Origin of the sequence: Empedobacter falsenii, assembly GCF_019308355.1 — a bacterium.
Taxonomy (GTDB): Bacteria; Bacteroidota; Bacteroidia; order Flavobacteriales; family Weeksellaceae; genus Empedobacter; species Empedobacter falsenii_B.
Genome location: NZ_JAAGKM010000001.1, coordinates 197,271 through 216,502 on the forward strand (window position 1 = coordinate 197,271; position 19,232 = coordinate 216,502).

The 19,232-nt window shown below is 32.1% G+C and carries 21 protein-coding genes and 1 other RNA gene; 13 read left to right on the top strand and 9 right to left on the bottom strand.

The annotated features are described in order from the left end of the window. The first annotated feature begins 22 nt into the window (after positions 1–22). The 7 genes from proC (at position 23) to G0Q09_RS01055 (ending at position 6,163) form a co-directional block, all read left to right on the top strand. Positions 23–805 (top strand): pyrroline-5-carboxylate reductase, encoded by a 783-nt coding sequence (gene proC, locus G0Q09_RS01025; protein ID WP_038331802.1) that lies wholly within the window; start codon positions 23–25, stop codon positions 803–805. A gap of 2 nt (positions 806–807) precedes the next feature. Continuing rightward, entirely contained in the window at positions 808–1,053 is a 246-nt protein-coding gene (locus tag G0Q09_RS01030; protein WP_038331800.1) for a hypothetical protein, read from the top strand. A 145-nt stretch (positions 1,054–1,198) separates the two neighbouring features. After that, a complete protein-coding gene (locus G0Q09_RS01035) occupies positions 1,199–2,044 on the top strand; it encodes a transketolase (RefSeq protein ID WP_125350518.1) in 846 nt (281 codons plus the stop codon). Between the two features lie 24 nt (positions 2,045–2,068). Then, complete coding sequence (locus G0Q09_RS01040) at positions 2,069–3,535, top strand: hypothetical protein (protein ID WP_219033689.1); 1,467 nt, start codon at positions 2,069–2,071, stop codon at positions 3,533–3,535. 22 nt (positions 3,536–3,557) lie between these two features. Continuing rightward, positions 3,558–4,262 (top strand): hypothetical protein, encoded by a 705-nt coding sequence (locus G0Q09_RS01045; protein ID WP_180905074.1) that lies wholly within the window; start codon positions 3,558–3,560, stop codon positions 4,260–4,262. Then, positions 4,262–5,203, top strand: coding sequence for a transketolase family protein (locus G0Q09_RS01050; protein WP_219033743.1), 942 nt, complete (start codon positions 4,262–4,264; stop codon positions 5,201–5,203). The genes G0Q09_RS01045 and G0Q09_RS01050 overlap by 1 nt, the downstream gene beginning before the upstream one ends. A gap of 186 nt (positions 5,204–5,389) precedes the next feature. Next, a complete protein-coding gene (locus tag G0Q09_RS01055; RefSeq protein ID WP_219033690.1) occupies positions 5,390–6,163 on the top strand; it encodes a LuxR C-terminal-related transcriptional regulator in 774 nt (257 codons plus the stop codon). Here the strand turns inward: G0Q09_RS01055 and rnpB are convergent. The 3 genes from rnpB to G0Q09_RS01070 all read right to left on the bottom strand — a co-directional run bounded on the left by rnpB (position 6,163) and on the right by G0Q09_RS01070 (position 9,851). Further along, positions 6,163–6,472, bottom strand: an RNA gene (gene rnpB, locus G0Q09_RS01060) — RNase P RNA component class A. The genes G0Q09_RS01055 and rnpB overlap by 1 nt on opposite strands. Before the next feature lie 83 nt (positions 6,473–6,555). Continuing rightward, positions 6,556–9,081 (bottom strand): ATP-dependent Clp protease ATP-binding subunit, encoded by a 2,526-nt coding sequence (locus G0Q09_RS01065; RefSeq protein ID WP_219033691.1) that lies wholly within the window; start codon positions 9,079–9,081, stop codon positions 6,556–6,558. Positions 9,082–9,200: 119 nt separating this feature from the next. Next, positions 9,201–9,851 carry an NRDE family protein gene (locus tag G0Q09_RS01070; protein ID WP_115001619.1) on the bottom strand — a complete coding sequence of 217 codons (651 nt, stop codon included), beginning with the start codon at positions 9,849–9,851 and terminating at the stop codon, positions 9,201–9,203. 50 nt (positions 9,852–9,901) lie between these two features. On the opposite strand from G0Q09_RS01070, the gene G0Q09_RS01075 reads away from it, so the two are divergent. From G0Q09_RS01075 to G0Q09_RS01085, 3 genes are read left to right on the top strand one after another with little or no spacing between them, the layout of a single operon-like run. Further along, positions 9,902–10,399: a hypothetical protein gene (locus G0Q09_RS01075; RefSeq protein ID WP_125350525.1), complete on the top strand. Its 498-nt coding sequence runs from the start codon at positions 9,902–9,904 to the stop codon at positions 10,397–10,399. Then, positions 10,396–11,376: an ATP-grasp domain-containing protein gene (locus G0Q09_RS01080; RefSeq protein WP_219033692.1), complete on the top strand. Its 981-nt coding sequence runs from the start codon at positions 10,396–10,398 to the stop codon at positions 11,374–11,376. The genes G0Q09_RS01075 and G0Q09_RS01080 overlap by 4 nt, the downstream gene beginning before the upstream one ends. Positions 11,377–11,422: 46 nt before the next feature. Next, positions 11,423–12,229 (top strand): rhomboid family intramembrane serine protease, encoded by an 807-nt coding sequence (locus tag G0Q09_RS01085; protein WP_219033693.1) that lies wholly within the window; start codon positions 11,423–11,425, stop codon positions 12,227–12,229. Positions 12,230–12,260: 31 nt separating this feature from the next. Here G0Q09_RS01085 and G0Q09_RS01090 read toward each other — a convergent pair whose 3' ends face one another. Together G0Q09_RS01090 and obgE are read right to left on the bottom strand one after the other, a co-directional pair. Beyond that, positions 12,261–12,581, bottom strand: coding sequence for a YbaB/EbfC family nucleoid-associated protein (locus G0Q09_RS01090; protein ID WP_219033694.1), 321 nt, complete (start codon positions 12,579–12,581; stop codon positions 12,261–12,263). Between the two features lie 23 nt (positions 12,582–12,604). Further along, the gene (gene obgE / locus G0Q09_RS01095) at positions 12,605–13,591 is read right to left on the bottom strand and encodes a GTPase ObgE (protein WP_115001628.1); all 987 of its coding nucleotides are present in this window, start codon (positions 13,589–13,591) and stop codon (positions 12,605–12,607) included. A 209-nt stretch (positions 13,592–13,800) separates the two neighbouring features. Here obgE and G0Q09_RS01100 point away from each other — a divergent pair, with 209 nt between their 5' ends. The 3 genes from G0Q09_RS01100 to G0Q09_RS01110 are packed head-to-tail and all read left to right on the top strand — an operon-like array spanning position 13,801 to position 15,658. Next, positions 13,801–13,977 carry a hypothetical protein gene (locus tag G0Q09_RS01100; protein WP_181816329.1) on the top strand — a complete coding sequence of 59 codons (177 nt, stop codon included), beginning with the start codon at positions 13,801–13,803 and terminating at the stop codon, positions 13,975–13,977. A 10-nt stretch (positions 13,978–13,987) separates the two neighbouring features. Then, on the top strand, positions 13,988–14,581 hold the full coding sequence (locus G0Q09_RS01105) for a hypothetical protein (RefSeq protein WP_219033695.1): 594 nt from the start codon (positions 13,988–13,990) through the stop codon (positions 14,579–14,581). 45 nt (positions 14,582–14,626) lie between these two features. Next, positions 14,627–15,658 carry a quinone-dependent dihydroorotate dehydrogenase gene (locus G0Q09_RS01110; RefSeq protein ID WP_219033696.1) on the top strand — a complete coding sequence of 344 codons (1,032 nt, stop codon included), beginning with the start codon at positions 14,627–14,629 and terminating at the stop codon, positions 15,656–15,658. Positions 15,659–15,776: 118 nt separating this feature from the next. Here G0Q09_RS01110 and G0Q09_RS14900 read toward each other — a convergent pair whose 3' ends face one another. The 4 genes from G0Q09_RS14900 to kdsA all read right to left on the bottom strand — a co-directional run bounded on the left by G0Q09_RS14900 (position 15,777) and on the right by kdsA (position 19,203). Continuing rightward, positions 15,777–16,355, bottom strand: a complete 579-nt coding sequence (locus G0Q09_RS14900) for an adenylate kinase (protein WP_125350758.1) — start codon at positions 16,353–16,355, stop codon at positions 15,777–15,779. 6 nt (positions 16,356–16,361) lie between these two features. Next, a complete protein-coding gene (hpt, locus tag G0Q09_RS14905) occupies positions 16,362–16,898 on the bottom strand; it encodes a hypoxanthine phosphoribosyltransferase (RefSeq protein ID WP_038333090.1) in 537 nt (178 codons plus the stop codon). A gap of 60 nt (positions 16,899–16,958) precedes the next feature. Beyond that, positions 16,959–18,320: an oxygen-independent coproporphyrinogen III oxidase gene (gene hemN, locus G0Q09_RS01120; protein ID WP_219033697.1), complete on the bottom strand. Its 1,362-nt coding sequence runs from the start codon at positions 18,318–18,320 to the stop codon at positions 16,959–16,961. A 73-nt stretch (positions 18,321–18,393) separates the two neighbouring features. Next, positions 18,394–19,203: a 3-deoxy-8-phosphooctulonate synthase gene (gene kdsA / locus G0Q09_RS01125; RefSeq protein ID WP_115001635.1), complete on the bottom strand. Its 810-nt coding sequence runs from the start codon at positions 19,201–19,203 to the stop codon at positions 18,394–18,396. Positions 19,204–19,232 lie beyond the last annotated feature (29 nt).

The window sequence follows — 19,232 nt, forward strand, 5'->3', positions numbered from 1 at the left end:
GAACAATTAACACTCTACAACTATGAAAAAAATCGCCATTATTGGAGCAGGAAATTTAGGAATTTCTATAACAGAGGGTTTAATTAAGAATAAAGCATTCGATCCAAATCAAATTATCGCTACAAGAAATAATTTGAATCAAATTGAACATCTTAAAAAGCTTGGTGTAACGATTACAAATGATAATCATTTTGCTGTAAAAGAAGCTGATTATATTCTGTTGTGTGTAAAACCGTACAAAGTGGAAGAAGTTTTGACGCAATTAAAAGACAATTTTACGACCAATAAAATATTAATTTCAGTTGCAACAGGAATTTCATTGCAAACGTATCAAAATATTTTATCACAAGGTATGTCAATTTTTCGTGCAATGCCTAATACAGCTGCTTCTGTGGAAGAATCGATTACATGTATTTGTGGAAATTCGAAAGATGAAAACATTTTAAATGAAATCAAAACGATTTTCAATCCAATTGGCGAAACAGTTGTTATAAATGAGGAGTTGATGAATGCAGCGACTGTAATTGGCGCTTGCGGAATTGCTTATGTTTTACGATTTATAAGAGCAATGATTCAAGGTGGAATCGAAATTGGATTTGACACACAAACTGCTACAAAAATTGTGACACAAACTGTAAAAGGAGCTGCTGAATTATTAATAGAAAACGGTTTGCATCCAGAACAAGAAATTGATAAAGTGACGACACCAAAAGGTTGTACGATTGCTGGATTAAATGAAATGGAACATCAAGGATTTAGTTCTGCTTTAATAAAAGGAATTAAAACTTCTTTTGATAAAATATAATTATGGAAAAGAAATTAAAATTAATCTGGGATTTTTATGGTCCCGATGCTATACCAACTGCAAAACATCATGCAGTTCACCTGAAACAATACGCAGAAAAAGAAAAGTTACAAAGTACATTTTCTGAATTTGTAGAGGTTGAACCAGAATATGCAGTTGCTTATTTGGTGGTGGTAGAATCTGAAATGATACAAGTTCGTGACGCTTTGATACCTCATCGTGGCGAATGGCATGTGGAAGAAGAATAAATAAAAAAGACGAAGTTTTGCTTCGTCTTTTTTATTGTTTTAAAAATCGCATAAAATCTCCTCCCCAATTGTAGTGATTTATGTTCTACGATTTTTTTGCCCTACAAAAAAGGATTATTTTTGTTCAAATTTTTATAAACAAACAATGACACTTCAAGAACTTCAAACACAAGTACAACAAACAAGGAGAGATATTTTGAGAATGGTACATGCCGTAAATAGTGGACACCCAGGTGGATCATTAGGTTGTGCAGAATATTTTGCTGCATTATACGGTAAAATCATGACTTACTCTACAGACTTCTCTATGGACGGAAAGGGAGAAGATTTATTCTTCTTATCAAATGGTCACATTTCACCAGTTTTCTACAGCACATTGGCTCGTTCAGGATTTTTCCCAGTTAGCGAATTAGCTACATTCAGAAAATTAGATTCTCGTTTACAAGGCCATCCAACAACACACGAAGGTTTACCTGGAATTCGTATCGCTTCTGGATCTTTAGGACAAGGTTTATCTGTTGCTTTAGGTGCTGCGCAAGCAAAAAAATTAAACAACGACGATAAATTAGTTTACACATTACATGGTGACGGTGAATTACAAGAAGGTCAAGTCTGGGAAGCTTTTATGTATGCTGCTGGTAAAAAAGTGGATAATGTAATTGCAACGATTGACTACAATGGTCGTCAAATTGATGGTGATACAGACCACGTTTTACCATTAGGAGATTTGAAAGCTAAATTAGAAGCTTTTGGATGGATTGTTTTAGAAGAAAAAGATGGAAATAACTTAGAAAAAGTAATTGCTATTTTAGAAGAAGCTAAAACATTAACAGGAAACGGAAAACCAGTTTCAATTTTATTACACACAGAAATGGGTAATGGAGTTGATTACATGATGGGAAGCCACTCTTGGCACGGAAAAGCGCCTAACGACGAGCAATTAGCTTCTGCATTAGAGCAAAATCCTGAAACTGAATTGACAGATTATTAATAATTTCAACACAATCAAAATACTATGAAAACGTTATTTTATTCTATACTTACGCTTTGTTCTTTAACAGCCTTTGGGCAGGAAAAAACATATTCTTTTGACAAAAAAGTATCGTATAAAATCAATTTACCAGAAGAATATCAGACTTATTTAGATGGTCAAAAAGATTTATTTTTTGTAACCTATATTTCTAAAGACGCTGTTTTAGGAACTTCGGAAGGAGGTCCTTATACTTCAGGAAGCTTTAATAAAGATGCTTTCTTTATCAACAACAGCAAGTTTTTCGAAGTATATGCCAATTCATTAGAAAATCAATTATCGATAAAAGCCCCTTATTATTACGAAGGTATATCGGATGATAGTTTAAAACCTTATTCAGATAACTTGTTCGAGAAATTTATTTCAGTTAAAAATCTAAATTCATCTACAACGATCAATGGATATAAGTGTAATGAATACGAATTAACATCTAAAACAGATTTCGAAACAAAATCTTCTACATTATGTGTTGATGAAAAAAATGCAATTAATAACGTTGCGATTATGTTTCCTCAAACAAAATTGAAAGGGCTTTTAATTAGATATGACGCAGGAGATTTTAATGGATTAACGATTCAAAATATTGCAAATTCTAACGTAAAAGTAACTTTTGATGAGAAAAAAGAAATCGAAAGTTTTACTAACGAATTGGCAAAAAAGAAACAAGAATACGATAACATGATGTCGTCTGTAGATACGGCTTATGCAGCCGAAGCAGTAGCTTATTCACCAGACAATCGTTACGAGGATCCTATTATTAATTATTACAATTATCAAACATCAGAAAGTGATAACGTAAATAGTCTTTTTGGAACTGTTGCTTCATTAAATTATAGCTTGATTTATAATGATAGTGATTATGATGGAAATCCTGATATAGAGCGTTCTAAAGCTTTGGCAACTGCGCAAGGTTCTACAAATCAATTGGTAAAACAATTCAAAAAGAATAAATTAGCAAACAAAAGCGAAGTAAAAGAATTAAATAACCTTTTCAAAACGTATTTCGATGATGCTAAAAAGTTTAAATTAACAGAAGTTTCAACAGATTATGATGAAGCGGCTGTAGCAGTAGATTCTGCTGTTGCTGCAACAGAAGTTAGTTTAGCCGAATATTATGATCCTTATACATCTGCTTACAAAACGACAGATATTAGCAAAATCGATTTGGCAATCGACAATCCAGACATTCAAGATTTCATGAAAGTTGCACCAGAACATTGCAAAAATTTGAAAGCTAAAATTCCGACTTTTACAGATAAAGATTTAGGAAATTTGGTTTACAATTACGCAGGACAAGTGTGCGATATGTACATTTATCAAAGCGGAAGTGTTGCTCTTTCGGGAACAATTGATGCAATAAGAAAAAGTGTTTTAGAAATCAATAACAAATATGATAAACTGAAAAAAGAAGACAAAGATAAGTTAACTACTTTCTTGAATTCTTTGGATTAATACTTATCAAATCAATTCGATAATGAAAAAATCAATCAGTTTTATATTAACGCTTTTTACATGTTTAACTTTCGCTCAAATGCAATCGTATAAATTCGAAAACGTTATTCAATATCGTATCAAAAGTGATTTCTATTCAGATTTTTTGGACATTTTATCAACCAAAGATTACAAAGCACATTTGATGATTACGCGAACACCGATGGGAAACTTCGCTTCATTAAAAGTAAACGACAATATGTATTCTGTTTACAGCGAAGAAGAAAATCCGAAGGTTTTTAAAATTGATTTCGAAGGCACAAAAGATTTATTAGGAAATTCTTTTTTAGCGACTAATAATCCAAGTTTAACAAATTCCGCAATCGGAAATAGTTATGTTGCGAATAGAACTGGTCAAAAAGAAACGATTCTAAATAAACAATGTGAAGTGTATAACATTTTCAGAAAAGATAATGACAACGACAATGGTACAGAAATTTGCATCGATACAAATTCTAACATCAACACCGTTCCGTTTATCAATTCTGAACTAAATTTGAAAGGCTTGATTTATCGAGTTGGACATAATATTGTGTTAGAAAATGTTGAAATCTTAGAAAATTGGATAAAAAAGAGCGCCGAAGAGGAAGAAGAAATTAATGTTTCGCCAAATGATTTTATTTATCAATTTGATGAAAAAACAGAAGTAGAAAAATACAAAAACGAATACAAAAAACAAAAACAATGATAGACTTAACATACACAGAAAAAAAAGATACACGTAGTGGATTCGGAGATGGATTGACAGAGTTAGGAAGAACAAATCCTAACGTTGTTGCATTGTGTGCTGACTTGATTGGTTCATTGAAAATGGATCAATTTATCAAAGAAAACCCAGAGCGTTTTTTCCAAATTGGTATTGCTGAAGCAAACATGATGGGAATTGCTGCAGGTTTGACAATTGGAGGTAAAATTCCTTTCACAGGAACTTTCGCTGAATTTTCTACAGCTCGTGTGTACGATCAAATTCGTCAATCTATCGCTTACTCTAACAAAAATGTAAAAATCGCTGCATCGCACGCTGGTTTAACGTTAGGAGAAGATGGTGCAACTCATCAAACATTAGAAGATATTGGTTTGATGAAAATGTTACCAGGAATGGTGGTTATCAATCCTTGTGATTACAATCAAACTAAAGCGGCTACAATTGCAGTAGCTGAATATGAAGGTCCTGTTTACTTACGTTTCGGACGTCCTGCTGTTCCAGTTTTCACACCAGCTGACCAAAAATTTGAAATTGGTAAAGGTATCTTAATGAACGAAGGTTCTGATGTAACAATTGTTGCGACAGGTCACTTAGTTTGGGAATCTTTGGTTGCTACTGCTGAGTTAGAAAAAGAAGGAATTTCTTGTGAGGTGATCAATATTCATACAATCAAACCATTAGATGAAGAAATTATCTTAAACTCTGTAAAGAAAACAGGAAAAATTGTAACAGCTGAAGAACATAATATTTTAGGTGGTTTAGGTGAATCTGTTGCAAGAGTTTTAGCTCAAAAATTACCAACAAAACAAGCTTTTGTTGCGGTTAATGATAAATTCGGTGAATCTGGAACACCTTCAGATTTAATGAAAAAATATGGAATCGATTCTACTGCTGTAATCGAGAAAGTAAAATCTTTACTTTAATTCCATCATAATATTAAAAAGGAGCTAAAAAATTTAGCTCCTTTTTTTATAGGTTAAATATAAAATAGGTTGGTTGAAAAAAGCAAAACTGCTTTAATCCTATATATATTTTGCAAAATTAGTTTATATTACTAACTTAAAAAATACTCATTTAATGGTATTTTATTAACTTTTACTTGTAAGCATATGAAAAAAGCAAATCAAAAATCTATTACTGAATATGCAAGTATTGTAAAAAAACTATGGAGTGAAAATACAGATCGTAGAACCTTAAACGAAAAAAATGAGAGTTTTCAATCAATTAATGATTATTTACAAACTTTAAGAAGTCTTGCACTTGGTGAATCTTTTATGTATTTCATCAATCCTAATTCTGCAACATTCGAATATGTTTCTCCTCAATGCGAAGATATTTTGGGTTATCTTCCTGACGAATATACAGCTGAATTATGTGTTCAAATGGTACATCCCGATGATTTGCAACATGTGATTGATATTCAGCAACGAATTGCAAATTTTAGTATGGAAATTGTCCCTGAAGAAAGAATGAATTATAAATTTACTTATGATTTTCGTGTGATAGATAAAAAAGGAGAAATTCATCAAATTCATTTGCAACATTTCTTTTACGAATTAAGTAAAAATTTTTTACCAAATCGAGTTTTTTGTTTAGCGACTGACATCACACAAATAAAGGTTGGAGGAAAGCCTATTATGCATATTTACAACATCAAAGATGGATTGAATAATCTTCTTAATTCAAAAACAAATTCATCTTTACAACTTACAAAAAAAGAAACGGAGATTATCGAATTTCTGATTAAAGGCTACACAAGTCAGGATATAGCAAACGCTATAGATTTAAGTAAACATACTATTGACACGCATCGAAGAAATATTTTGAAAAAGAACAACTGTTCTAATACTTCAGAATTATTTAGTCTTTACTTCAAAAAATAGAAAAAAGCAAGCCGATAAGCCGGGTTCTGTCACCTTAATAAATCAAGATGCTTTGTCATTTATCTAGTATTTTAGTTACCTAAAATATCAATCTGCCTACCCCCCAGCAACGAACGAGTAGCTCTTAACTGCTGGTATACATGGCATTGCTCCGCATAGAGTTTACCTGGTTTCACTACAGCCGAACTGTACATACTTTCTGTTGCACTTGTCCTCGCCTCTCGACGGACGGGCGTTACCCGCTATGCTTACTCTTTGGAGCCCGGACTTTCCTCTTCACATACATGAAGCGACAAAGTGGCTTGCTGAGCGCAAATGTACGGCAAAAGTTACCGAAATAAAAAAGGCTTGAACAAAAATGTTCAAGCCTTTCTATTATAGAAACTTAGAAATTATTCTGATTTTTCTTCTTTCGTTTTTCCTTTTACAGAAATTTTAACACCATCTTTTGCTTCATTTAAATCAAGAGTTAATTCATCTCCTTCACTAATTACAGCATTGATAATTTCTTCTGCCATTGGATCTTCGATGTATTTCTGAATAGCACGTTTCAACGGACGAGCTCCATAATCTTTATCAAATCCTTTGTCTGCGATAAAATTCTTCGCTTCCTCTGTTAATTCAATATGATAATTTAAAGCTGTTAAACGCTCTATTAAACTTGCCAATTCAATATCGATAATTTTCATGATATCTTCTTTTGTTAATGAATTAAAGAAGATAATATCATCAATACGATTCAAAAATTCTGGCGCGAAAGCACGTTTTAAAGCTGTTTCAATTGTTGATTTTGCGCGTTCATCGGCAGAATCTTTCTTAGATGAAGTTCCAAATCCGACACCATCTCCAAACTCTTTCAATTGTCTTGTACCAATGTTAGACGTTAAAATGATAATCGTATTACGGAAATCAACTTTACGACCTAAACTATCAGTTACATGACCATCATCCAAAATTTGTAATAAAATATTGAATACATCTGGATGCGCTTTCTCAATCTCATCTAACAAAATTACCGCATATGGTTTACGACGAACTGCTTCAGTCAATTGTCCACCTTCTTCGTAACCAACGTAGCCCGGAGGTGCTCCAACTAAGCGAGAAACGGCAAATTTCTCCATGTATTCTGACATATCGATACGAATTAATGCATCGTTAGAATCAAAGATTTCTTTCGCCAAAACTTTCGCTAATTGTGTTTTACCAACACCCGTAGTTCCTAAGAAAATGAATGAACCAATTGGTTTATTTGGATCTTTCAAACCTGCACGATTACGTTGAATTGCTTTCACAACTTTCGTTACCGCTTCATCTTGACCAATTACTTTTCCTTTCATTAACTCATTCATCTGAGCCAATTTTTTCAATTCTTTTTCAGCTACACGATGTACAGGAACGCCAGACATCAACGAAACAACTTCCGCTACATTTTCTTCTGTAACTGTTTCACGATTCTCTTTCGATTCTTGTACCCATTTTGCTTGCTCACGTTTCAAATCACTTTCTATTTGTTTCTCTGAATCACGTAAACGAGCAGCTTCTTCGTATTTTTGAGATTTTACAACTTTCGTTTTCTCTTCGCGAACTTCTTCTAATTTTGCTTCAAGATCTAAAATTTCTTGAGGAACTTTTATATTCTTGATATGCACGCGAGAACCCGCTTCATCTAAAGCATCAATCGCTTTATCTGGCAAGAAACGATCTGTAATATAACGTGTTGTCAAATTTACACAAGCTTGCAACGCTTCATCTGTATAATTTACATTATGATGCGCTTCATACTTATCTTTGATATTATGTAAAATCTGTAATGTTTCTTCTGGAGTTGTTGGTTCAACCATCACATTTTGAAAACGACGAACTAATGCACCATCTTTTTCAATATATTGACGATATTCGTCCAACGTTGTTGCTCCAATACATTGTAATTCACCACGCGCCAAAGCAGGTTTGAACATGTTAGAAGCGTCTAAAGAACCCGTAGCTCCTCCTGCTCCAACAATTGTATGTAACTCATCAATGAAAAGAATAATATCATCATTTTTCTCTAATTCATTCATGATTGCTTTCATACGCTCTTCAAATTGTCCACGATATTTAGTTCCAGCAACTAATGATGCTAAATCTAATGTTACCACACGTTTGTTGAACAATACGCGCGAAACTTTACGTTGTACAATTCTTAACGCTAAACCTTCTGCAATTGCAGATTTACCAACACCTGGCTCTCCAATTAACAATGGATTGTTCTTTTTACGACGAGAAAGAATTTGCGAAACACGTTCTATTTCTTTTTCGCGTCCAACTACAGGATCTAATTTTCCTTCTTGCGCAATCGCTGTCAAATCTCGTCCGAAATTATCTAAAACTGGTGTTTTACTTTTCGAAGTAGGTTTACTTGTAGATGCACGCTCAAAATCGTTATCAGAATCACCTCCATCAAAAGATGGATTTTCTGCACGAGGAGATTGAATTTCCTCATCTTGAAATTGAAATTTGAATTCCTCCTTTACTGTATTGTAATCAATATCCAACTTATTCATCAATTTTGTAATCGGATCGTTTTCATTACGAAGAATACACAATAATAAGTGAATTGTATTTACAGTCGGACTTTTAAACAATTTTGCTTCTAAGAATGTTGTTTTCAACGCTCTTTCAGCTTGTTTTGTCAAACTCAAATTTTTTATATTATTACCTGGAGTTTCTTTTGCTGGGTTTAGGTTTTCTATTTTTTGACGCATTTCGTCTAAATCGACATTCAATGCTTCTAAGACAGAAATGGCTTTCCCTTCACCGTCGCGAATAATCCCCAACAGAAGGTGTTCCGTTCCTATTTGGTCGTGGCCTAATCTCAACGCTTCTTCCTTACTATAAGAAATAACGTCTTTTACTTGTTGTGAGAAATTATCGTTCATTTTATTATTTAAGCTGTCTTTAACAAATATAATTATTCTGATAGACTATAGCATAAATTATGCCTATGTCCGAAATGATTTGATGATTCCTTAAAATAACGAATTATTGTCTATTAATTTCAAAATAGCTGACAATATTTCATATCAATTCTTAAAGAATTCATAATAATTTGAGAGATAGATGTCGTTGCTAAAAAATCGTACAAATCACCTTTTTTCATTTTCAAATCATCGTGAAGTTCTAAAATTTCTTCGGATTTTAAATCATTATTTTGATTAAAAATTTCATCAATTTCATTTCTTCTTTCAGGACTGTACAATGTCGACGAACACCATGTCACAATTTTTTCTTGCGAAATATCTTTTACGCTCAGTTTATTTTCATTCCAAAACAAAAGGTAAGCATTTTTAGTTAGTCTTTCAAAAACAAAAATTGTAAAAGGTGCGATTCCTGACAAATTTTCCGAATTAATAAACTCATTTACAGAATTATATTTCAATAAATCTAATAAGATAATTCCTCTACTTTCTCTGTATTTTTCTTTGAAATGCATTGGTTTTTCGATTCCTCCATTCAAAATACACGCAACATATTGTTCCGAATAAAAAATCCAAGTTCCATTTGCGCGCTCATCTACAGGCGAAAAATAAGTTTTATCAAAACGCTTTTGCTCCACAATCTCTTTAGAAGAAGAACGATTTATTTCCTCATCTCGGTTGTGCGTCAACACAAATTCATCCTCATTTCTGTAAAAACTGATTATACACATCTCATTTTTCAATTTAGTTCAAATGTAAAAATTTATCTTTGCAAAGAATTATGAGTATTCAGAAAACTATAGCGCATTCCTTTGATGAAATGAAATCGATTCTTTTGCAATTTGACGATCTGTCTTTTCAAAAGGAATTAGAAATCATTTCTGGTGCTTCTGTTGGTCAACATTTTCGTCATATTATCGAGTTTTATTCGTGCTTTTTACAAGCGCAAAAAAACAATTGTATTTGTTATGATGATAGAGAGCGAAATCGTGCTTTAGAAAATTCGGTTGTTGAAAGTTTGAATACGCTGAATCATCTAAAATCACAAATAGAACGTTTAGATTTAGAAAAAACAATTCAGCTAAAACAGAATTATTACGGAGAGAATTTCACAATTAATACCACAAATTATCGCGAATTAATGTATTGTTTTGATCATAGCATTCATCATTTTGCGTTGATTAAAATTGCGATCGAAACTCATTTTTCAACGATTAAAATTCCACAAAATTTTGGAATTGCATCTTCTACAATTGCTTTTCAAAATCAAGAAAAATGAATCCGAAAATAACAAAATGGACACGATACGAATTTTGGCCATTCTGGTTATTTTATGCGCCATTGACACCTTGGTACATTTATAAAATCTTTCAAACAGGCGCTCCAGCTTACTTTTGCTCGGCAAATCCTACAATGAAATGGGGCGGATTTATTGATTATTCTAAAATTGATTTGCTCAATCAAATTGATGAAAATTATAAGCCAAAAACTGTTTTTTTTGAAGAATTTACAACACAAGATATTCCGTTTGATTTTCCTTTTATTGCGAAACCAAATCTTGGTGAACGTGGAATTGGTGTTGAATTAATCAGAAATAAAATTGATTGGAAAAATTATTTAGAACAAAATAATCGCGATTTAATTTTACAAGAATATATTCAATCAAACTTTGAGTTTGGTGTTTTCTATGTTAGATTACCAAAAGAAAAAAATGGTAAAATACTGTCGATAACAGCAAAATATTTTTTGACGTTTACGGGTGATGGAAAATCAACTTTGAAAGAATTAATCGAACAAAATTTAAGAGCTTTTTACCGAAAAGATTATTTGTTTAAACGATTTCAAAACGAACTAAATTCAGTTCTTCAAAAAGATGAAAAATTATTGGTTGAACCAATAGGAAATCATAGTCGAGGAACAACTTTTTTAGATGGATCTTCTCTAAAAACGTCTAAATTAGAAGAAACTATAGATCAAATCGCACAAAAAATTGATGGTTTTTATTATGGTCGTATCGATTTGAAAGCAAAAAGTTTAGAAGATTTTCAGAACGGAAATTTTGTCATACTTGAAATTAATGGTGCAAATTCTGAAGCAACTCATATTTACGATCCGAATTTTAATTTGATAAAAGCTTATAAGGAAGTGATTAAGCATTTGAATTACCAACATAAAATTGCTGTTCAAAATCATCAATTAGGCGTGAAATGGACAGATTGGAAATTGCTTGCGAGAGAATTAATAAAACGCTATTAAACTTAATTTGACCAAAATTGGCAGATTTTCTGGAAAGGAATAAAGATTGAAAGATGTTTTCGAAACCAATTTTATGAGTTATCCTTTTCCGAAGAAAACTATTATAATTCCTCTGCTACTGCTTATACCAATGTGGATTATCTTTTTGTTCCAACAAAACGGATACAATTTAGACAGTTGTTATGGCGTTATTCCGAGAACTTTCGTAGGATTGAAAGGAATTCTGCTCTCACCTTTATTTCATTCAGGTTGGAAACACATTATCAGTAATACTTTTCCGTTAGCATTTCTTAGCTTTATCGCACTATTGATGTACGATAGATTAGCTTATTATGTTATTTTTTTTGGTTGGATTTTATCAGGAATTATTCTTTGGATGATTGGAAATCCTCCTTTTTTAGATGATAATGTAAGTTGCCATATCGGAGCAAGTTCTATCGTTTATTTATTGGCTTCGTTCATATTTTTCAGTGGAATTATTAGAAAAGAACGCGGTTTAATGGCGATTTCATTAATCATTATTTTATTATACGGCGGAATGATTTGGGGAATGGTTCCTCAAGAAATTTTACCACAATTAAAAACAGATACAAGTAGTAATTCTATTTCTTGGGAAGGACATTTAAGTGGATTTATTTCGGGTGCATTTTTTGCTTATTTATTTAGAAATATTGGTCCACAAAAAGAAGTTCCGAAATGGGATCAAGAAAATTATTATGATCCACAAGCCGAGCGTTTATGGGATATTTACCAAGAACAAGAACGTTTGAAAGCAGAATATCTTGAATCTTTGGATGAGAAAGATGATAAAAATATTGAACCAAATTATCAAACAAAAACCCCTGAAAATTAATTTTTAGGGGTTTTATTTTTTCAAATTCTTCTTAGAAAGGCATTCCAGGAATGTTTGGTAAATTTTCTTGAGCTGTTTTTTTCGCTCTGTCAATTGCTTCTGTTTTTACTTGTTCCAACGCTTTGTTTAACGTCATCACTAACAAATCTTCAATTTCTTCTTTTTCCATTCCTTCAGCAAGTTCAATATCTTTTATTGTTGCTAATTTAGACATTGTAATTTTTACTTTTCCATCGTTAGAAGTCGTTGTAAATATTTCTCCATCTAATTCATTTTTCAAATCAGAAAATTTATCTTTAAATGAATTGATTTTTCCCATCATTCCCATGATGTCTCCAAAATTTCCAAACATTTGTCTTTATCTTTAATAATTAGTTATTCGTGTAGTTTTTTCCACAATAAATCTTTCAATTCTGTGATTCCTTTTCCAGAAACAGACGAAATAAATATCGTATCAATATCAGTTGGTAATTGTGCTTTAATCTCAGCTTCCAATTCATCATCTAACATATCTGACTTAGAAATAGCTAAAATTCGTTCTTTATCTAACAATTCAGGATTGAATTTTTTCAATTCATTCAACAGAATTTCATATTCTTTTTTATAATCTTCTGTATCGGCAGGAATTAAAAATAATAAGTTAGAATTACGCTCAATATGACGCAAGAAACGATGTCCAAGACCTTTTCCTTCTGCCGCACCTTCGATAATTCCAGGAATATCTGCCATAATAAATGACTGATGATTACGGTATTCTACAATTCCCAAGTTAGGTGTTAACGTTGTAAATGCGTAATCTGCAATTTTTGGTTTAGCAGCCGAAACAGCTGATAATAAAGTAGATTTTCCTGCATTTGGAAAACCAACTAAACCAACATCTGCCAAAATTTTCAACTCCAATGTAACTTGACGCTCGTCACCATCCAAACCTGGCTGTGCATAACGAGGCGTTTGACGCGTTGCAGAACGGAAATGCCAGTTTCCTAGCCCCCCTTTTCCTCCTTGCGCAATAATTAATTCTTGCCCATTTTCTGTTACTTCGCCAATAATATTTCCTTCGTCATCTTTGGCAATTGTTCCGATCGGAACTTCCAAAATAATATCTTCACCGTCAGCACCAGTAGAACGAGATTTACCTCCACGTCCACCGTTTTGCGCACGGAAATGTCTTTTGAATCGAAATTCTAACAAGGTCCAAAGATTTGAGTTTCCAAGAAGCGTGATATTTCCTCCACGTCCACCATCTCCACCATCTGGTCCACCTTTGTCAATATATTTTTCGCGATGCAAACTTGCTGAACCCGCACCTCCATGTCCGGCTCTACAATTTATTTTTACGTAGTCAACAAAATTTGATTGCATAATTTTTCTCTTTTAATTAGTCTGCAAAAGTACAATTTCTAATTTGTTTATTAAAATCTTGTATTATCTATTTTGAATGAATAATTTATAATGACTCAGATTTTTATTTATATTTATTCAATTAATTAACACACTATCATGAATACTAAAAAAATTTGTCCGAATATACTGATGACTAACTTCTGAAAAAGCAAAAACAAACCAAAACAATGGTAATTACTTTTGGATGTTTGATGTTTTTGATTTCTATCTTCTTGGTATATTCAGCAATAAAATCAAAAAATTATGCATTAATTGCCGTTGCTTGCAGAACTTCAACTACTTTGATGCCTTTGGTCATAAGGCTTTCTATGATTAACAAAGAAATAAAATCGCGCCAAAAATAGATTCAATAGTATGAATAACGAACATTTACAACGATTACTTCCTTTTGGTTATATTTATTTAGTCTTCATGGGAATTATTAAAGAATCTATTTTTTATTATCAATTGGATATTAATATTCTGAAATTTTCGAGCATTATGGATATCTTAATTAGTCCAATAGCCGAAATCACCGCACATCCTTTCTTACTAATCTTTTTTATTCTTCTTATTTTTCTACTTTATAGTTTTAAACAGTATTCATTGAAATATCCAGAGAAAAAATTCATTAAGAAATATTACAAGATTAAAGAAACTGATAACCTCACGAATGAAGAATTCACTAAGAAAATTAATCAAAATTTAATTGGATTCTTTTTTGTTATGCTGATTTGTTTCTTTTTAGGATTTGGAGTTGGTGGTGGTAATTTTTTATCAAAACGAATAAAAAATGGAGATTTAAAATTCGAAAAATATGGACAGACCTTAACTTTCAATTCTGGTGAGAAAAAAGAAATTTATTTAGTCAATACGAATAGTCTTTATTATTTTTATGTTGTGAAAGGTCAAAAAACTGTTGAAATTTCTCCAATTAGCACAATACAATCAATCACGAAAAATAAGTAATCAAAACATATTTTTATAATGAATAGGATTGATTAATTTTGCAGCATGTACAAACAATTCAAAAACATTTTATTTCAATTACAACCCGAAGAAGCACATCATTTCGTTACACGAAATCTAAAAAATTATGCTGCATTTCCTGGAGTTGGAAAATTATTAGATAAATTTTATCAATACAATCAACCAAGTTTAGAACGAGAAGTTTTTGGAATTAAATTCAAAAATCCAATTGGTTTGGCTGCAGGTTTTGATAAAAATGCTGAATATATTGAAGAATTGAACCACTTCGGATTTGGCTTTATCGAAATTGGAACCGTTACACCAAAACCTCAACCGGGAAATGATGCACCACGTATGTTTCGTTTGATGGAAGATGAGGCGATTATTAACCGAATGGGATTTAATAACAAAGGTGTTGATTTTGTTGTTTCGAAAATTAGAGAATTAAAAAATCGTGAAAACTATATCATTGGCGGAAATATTGGTAAAAACAAATTGACACCAAATGAAGATGCTGTTGACGATTACATCAAATGTTTCAATGCATTGTTTGATTATGTTGATTATTTTGTAGTCAATGTAAGTTCTCCAAACACACCTGGATTACGCGATTTACAAGAAAAAGAACCTTTATTGTACATTCTTAATTATTTGCAACAATACAATAATCAAAACGAAAAACCGAAACCAATTTTACTTAAAATCGCACCAGATTTAACAGATTCTCAATTGGACGATATTATAGATATTGTATTAGAATCTAAAATTGCTGGAGTGATTGCTACAAATACAACCATTTCAAGAGAAGGATTAAAATCTGATCCAGAAATTGTAAAAGAAACTGGTGGAGTTTCGGGAAAACCACTTAAAAATCGTTCAACAGAAGTGATTCGTTATCTTTCTGAAAAATCGAACAAAGCATTTCCTATCATTGGAGTTGGCGGAATTCATACAGCCGAAGATGCTAAAGAAAAACTGGAAGCTGGTGCAAGTTTGTTACAAGTTTATACAGGTTTTATTTATGAAGGTCCTGCTGTTGTAAAAAACATTTGTAAAGGCTTGGTTGAAGGAAAATAGAAAAGTCATTCTGATGTCGGTTCTTCATTTCACAAAAAGCTACATTCAGAAATGATAATAATAAAAAAATGCTCCTTTAATTAAAAGGAGCATTTTTAGTATTATGTAAAAGTTGTTCTTATAAAACTTCTTTAATTGCTGCGTTCAATTTTTCGGTAATATCTTCAATAGAACCTACTCCATCAATCTCAACCCATTTTCCTTGCGCTTTGTAGTGTTCTGCTACAATTGCAGTTTTCTCGTAATATTCTGTAATACGATCACGGATAATTTTTTCGTCCACATCATCAGCACGACCAGAAGTTTTTCCGCGTTCTAATAAACGTTGAACCAAAATTTCGTCATCCACAACTAATGCTAATGTAATCGAAACTTCGCTTTCGTATTTATCTGCTAAGATTTTATCTAAAGCTTCTGCTTGAGATGTTGTACGTGGATATCCATCAAAAATGTATCCTTGCGCATTTGGATTGTTATCTAAATGATCAACCAACATATTTGTTGTTACCTCATCTGGAACTAATTGTCCCTTGTCCATGTAAGATTTCACAAGAGCGCCTAATTCTGTTTCATTTTTAAGGTTGAAACGAAATAAGTCTCCAGTAGAAATTTGAGGAGTTTGGTACTTTTCTTCTAAAAATTTAGCTTGTGTTCCTTTACCACTGCCAGGAGGTCCGAACAATACAATGTTTAGCATTTTGTTTTAATGTTTTATTTGATAAATATCTGGTAAATTTCTTCCTAATCCGTCAAAATCTAATCCATAACCTACTACAAATTTATCAGGAATAGAAATTCCTACTAAATCTACTTTTAAATCTTTTTTGTAAGCATCTGGCTTAAATAATAAAGTTGCTACTTTTAATGATTTTACCTTTTTCTCTTTCAAGATTCGGTGCAACTCTACTAACGTATTACCTGTATCTACAATATCTTCTAAAATAATTACGTGACGTCCTTCAACATTCATCGGAATATCCATCTCAATAGTAATTTTCCCTGTTGATTCTGTTCCTTCGTAAGATTTTAATTTCAAGAACGAAATCTCACATTCTCCTTGATATTGTTTTAAGAAATCGCTGAAGAACATTACAACTCCGTTTAATACACCAACAAAAATCGGTCTTTCGTCTTTGTATTCTTCGTAAACTTCGTTTGCCATATTTTTGATGGCGTGTTCTATTTCTTCAAAAGCGATGTACGGAATAAATTTTTTACCGTGAATTTCTATTTCTTTCATTGTTTGAGATATTCAAATATATACTTTTTTTGATAAAGTTTAAAACATTTATCTATTTTATTAGATTGTCATTGAGAAAATGCGTGTTTCTGGCTCGTTATCTATCATTCTCTTATCGAATGTCATACACACATTTCGAACGTATGGACGTCCTTCTTCTTTTACGATCAAACCATTTTCTACAAATTCAATCAAATTATCGTCAACCATATCTTGTAACATAGTTTTGATACGATCTACATCATCAAATTTCATGTTATCATCAGCCCAAGAAGTTTCTAAATTACACATTAAATTTAGAATATGACGACGCATAATCAAATCTTCTTCTGATAATATATGTCCTTTGAAAACGGATAATTCTCCGTTATTGATTGATTTTTCGTACTCTTCTACTGTCTTCTCGTTTTGTGCAAAACTATACCAAGAATCACTGATAGAAGAAACTCCTAAACCAACCATTAATTGTGTTTTCGAAGAAGAATATCCCATAAAATTACGATGTAATGTATGGTTTTTCATCGATTGATACATCGAATCTTGTTCTAAGGCAAAATGATCCATTCCAACTTCGAAATAGTTCATTTCCTCGAACATTTTCTTTCCTTCTTCATATAATGCACGTTTCAATTCTGGTGAAGGCAAATCATCGTCCTGAAAACCACGTTGTCCAACACCTTTTATCCACGGCACATGCGCATAACTGTAAAACGAAATACGATCTGGATTTAATTCTTTTGTCAAATTAATAGTTTCCATCATTCCTTCCATTGTTTGATGTGGAAGACCAAAAATCAAATCGTGAGAGATCGATGTAAAACCAATTTCGCGCGCTTCTTCTGTTGCTCTTTTCACATTCTCGAAAGGTTGAATACGATTAATCGCTTCCTGAACTTTCAGATCATAATCTTGTACACCATACGAAATACGTCTAAAACCTAAATCGTATAAGGCTTGTAAATGCTCTTTTGTTGTGTTATTTGGATGACCTTCTAAACTAAATTCGTGTCCTTCAGCTACATCCGAATATTCAAAAATACCATCAATTAATTTCTTCAAATTTTCTGGAGAAAAAAACGTTGGTGTTCCTCCTCCTAAATGAATTTCTTTAATTTTTGGTCGAGATGAAAATAAATCCACATATAATCTCCATTCTTTCAAAACTGTATCAATATACGGAACTTCTACCGAATGTTGTTTCGTAATACGTTTGTTACATGCACAAAACGTACACAACGACTCGCAATAAGGTAAATGAATATAAATTGATATTCCTTCTTCTACATTACTTTCATCGAAAGATCGTTGAAAAGTTTCAATCCAACCTTGTTTAGTAAAATCATCATTGTCCCAAAACGGAACAGTTGGATAACTTGTGTAACGAGGTCCTGGAATATTATATTTCTGAATTAAATTATCCATTATCTAAAAAAATTAAAAATACTTAATCAACTTGACTAAGTATTATTTAATAAATTTTCTTTAAAAATTATTTTTATAGAATTGCCTGACGAACTCTAACTAATTTAGTTAATAAGTCTTCTAACAAATCTAATTGTAACATGTTTGCACCGTCACTTTTTGCATTTTTAGGATCTGGATGCGTTTCGATAAAAATACCATCAGCACCAACAGCAATTCCAGCTTTAGCAATCGTTTCGATTAATTCTGGCTTTCCTCCTGTTACACCTGAAGCCTGATTTGGTTGTTGTAAAGAATGTGTGATATCTAAAATAACTGGTGCATAATTTTGCATCACAGGAATTCCACGATAATCTACCACTAAATCTCCGTAACCTAACATTGTTCCACGCTCGATAATTGCTACATTATTATTACCAGAATCTGTTACTTTTTCTACAGGAAATTTCATTGCTTCTGGCGAAAGAAATTGACCTTTTTTCAACGTAACATGTTTTCCAGTTTGTGCAGCTGCAACCACTAAATCGGTTTGACGAACCAAGAAAGCAGGAATTTGTAGCACATCTACATAAGCCGCCGCCATTTCTGCATGAAAAGGTTCGTGAATATCTGTAGTTGTTGGAACATCAAAAGTTTCTCCAACTTTTTGAATAATTTTCAATGCTTTTTCATCTCCAATCCCTGTAAAACTATCAATACGAGAACGATTTGCTTTTTTGAAAGATCCTTTAAAAACATAAGGAATCTCTAATTTATCAGTAATTGTTACTACTTTTTCAGCAATTCTCAAAGCCATATCTTCACTTTCGATGGCACATGGACCAGCAAGTAAAAAGAAGTTTGGCGAATCTTTGTGTTTTATCTTTGATAAAGTTTCTATCATTGTGCAAATTTACACAAAGTTATCGACTT

Bases quoted from the DNA above. Each gene is read 5' to 3' on its own strand.
- proC (WP_038331802.1), top strand. From the start codon at position 23: ATGAAAAAAATCGCCATTATTGGAGCAGGAAATTTAGGAATTTCTATA.
- G0Q09_RS01030 (WP_038331800.1), top strand. From the start codon at position 808: ATGGAAAAGAAATTAAAATTAATCTGGGATTTTTATGGTCCCGATGCT.
- G0Q09_RS01035 (WP_125350518.1), top strand. From the start codon at position 1,199: ATGACACTTCAAGAACTTCAAACACAAGTACAACAAACAAGGAGAGAT.
- G0Q09_RS01040 (WP_219033689.1), top strand. From the start codon at position 2,069: ATGAAAACGTTATTTTATTCTATACTTACGCTTTGTTCTTTAACAGCC.
- G0Q09_RS01045 (WP_180905074.1), top strand. From the start codon at position 3,558: ATGAAAAAATCAATCAGTTTTATATTAACGCTTTTTACATGTTTAACT.
- G0Q09_RS01055 (WP_219033690.1), top strand. From the start codon at position 5,390: ATGAAAAAAGCAAATCAAAAATCTATTACTGAATATGCAAGTATTGTA.
- G0Q09_RS01065 (WP_219033691.1), bottom strand. From the start codon at position 9,081: ATGAACGATAATTTCTCACAACAAGTAAAAGACGTTATTTCTTATAGT.
- G0Q09_RS01070 (WP_115001619.1), bottom strand. From the start codon at position 9,851: ATGTGTATAATCAGTTTTTACAGAAATGAGGATGAATTTGTGTTGACG.
- G0Q09_RS01075 (WP_125350525.1), top strand. From the start codon at position 9,902: ATGAGTATTCAGAAAACTATAGCGCATTCCTTTGATGAAATGAAATCG.
- G0Q09_RS01080 (WP_219033692.1), top strand. From the start codon at position 10,396: ATGAATCCGAAAATAACAAAATGGACACGATACGAATTTTGGCCATTC.
- G0Q09_RS01090 (WP_219033694.1), bottom strand. From the start codon at position 12,581: ATGTTTGGAAATTTTGGAGACATCATGGGAATGATGGGAAAAATCAAT.
- obgE (WP_115001628.1), bottom strand. From the start codon at position 13,591: ATGCAATCAAATTTTGTTGACTACGTAAAAATAAATTGTAGAGCCGGA.
- G0Q09_RS01100 (WP_181816329.1), top strand. From the start codon at position 13,801: ATGGTAATTACTTTTGGATGTTTGATGTTTTTGATTTCTATCTTCTTG.
- G0Q09_RS01105 (WP_219033695.1), top strand. From the start codon at position 13,988: ATGAATAACGAACATTTACAACGATTACTTCCTTTTGGTTATATTTAT.
- G0Q09_RS01110 (WP_219033696.1), top strand. From the start codon at position 14,627: ATGTACAAACAATTCAAAAACATTTTATTTCAATTACAACCCGAAGAA.
- G0Q09_RS14900 (WP_125350758.1), bottom strand. From the start codon at position 16,355: ATGCTAAACATTGTATTGTTCGGACCTCCTGGCAGTGGTAAAGGAACA.
- hpt (WP_038333090.1), bottom strand. From the start codon at position 16,898: ATGAAAGAAATAGAAATTCACGGTAAAAAATTTATTCCGTACATCGCT.
- hemN (WP_219033697.1), bottom strand. From the start codon at position 18,320: ATGGATAATTTAATTCAGAAATATAATATTCCAGGACCTCGTTACACA.
- kdsA (WP_115001635.1), bottom strand. From the start codon at position 19,203: ATGATAGAAACTTTATCAAAGATAAAACACAAAGATTCGCCAAACTTC.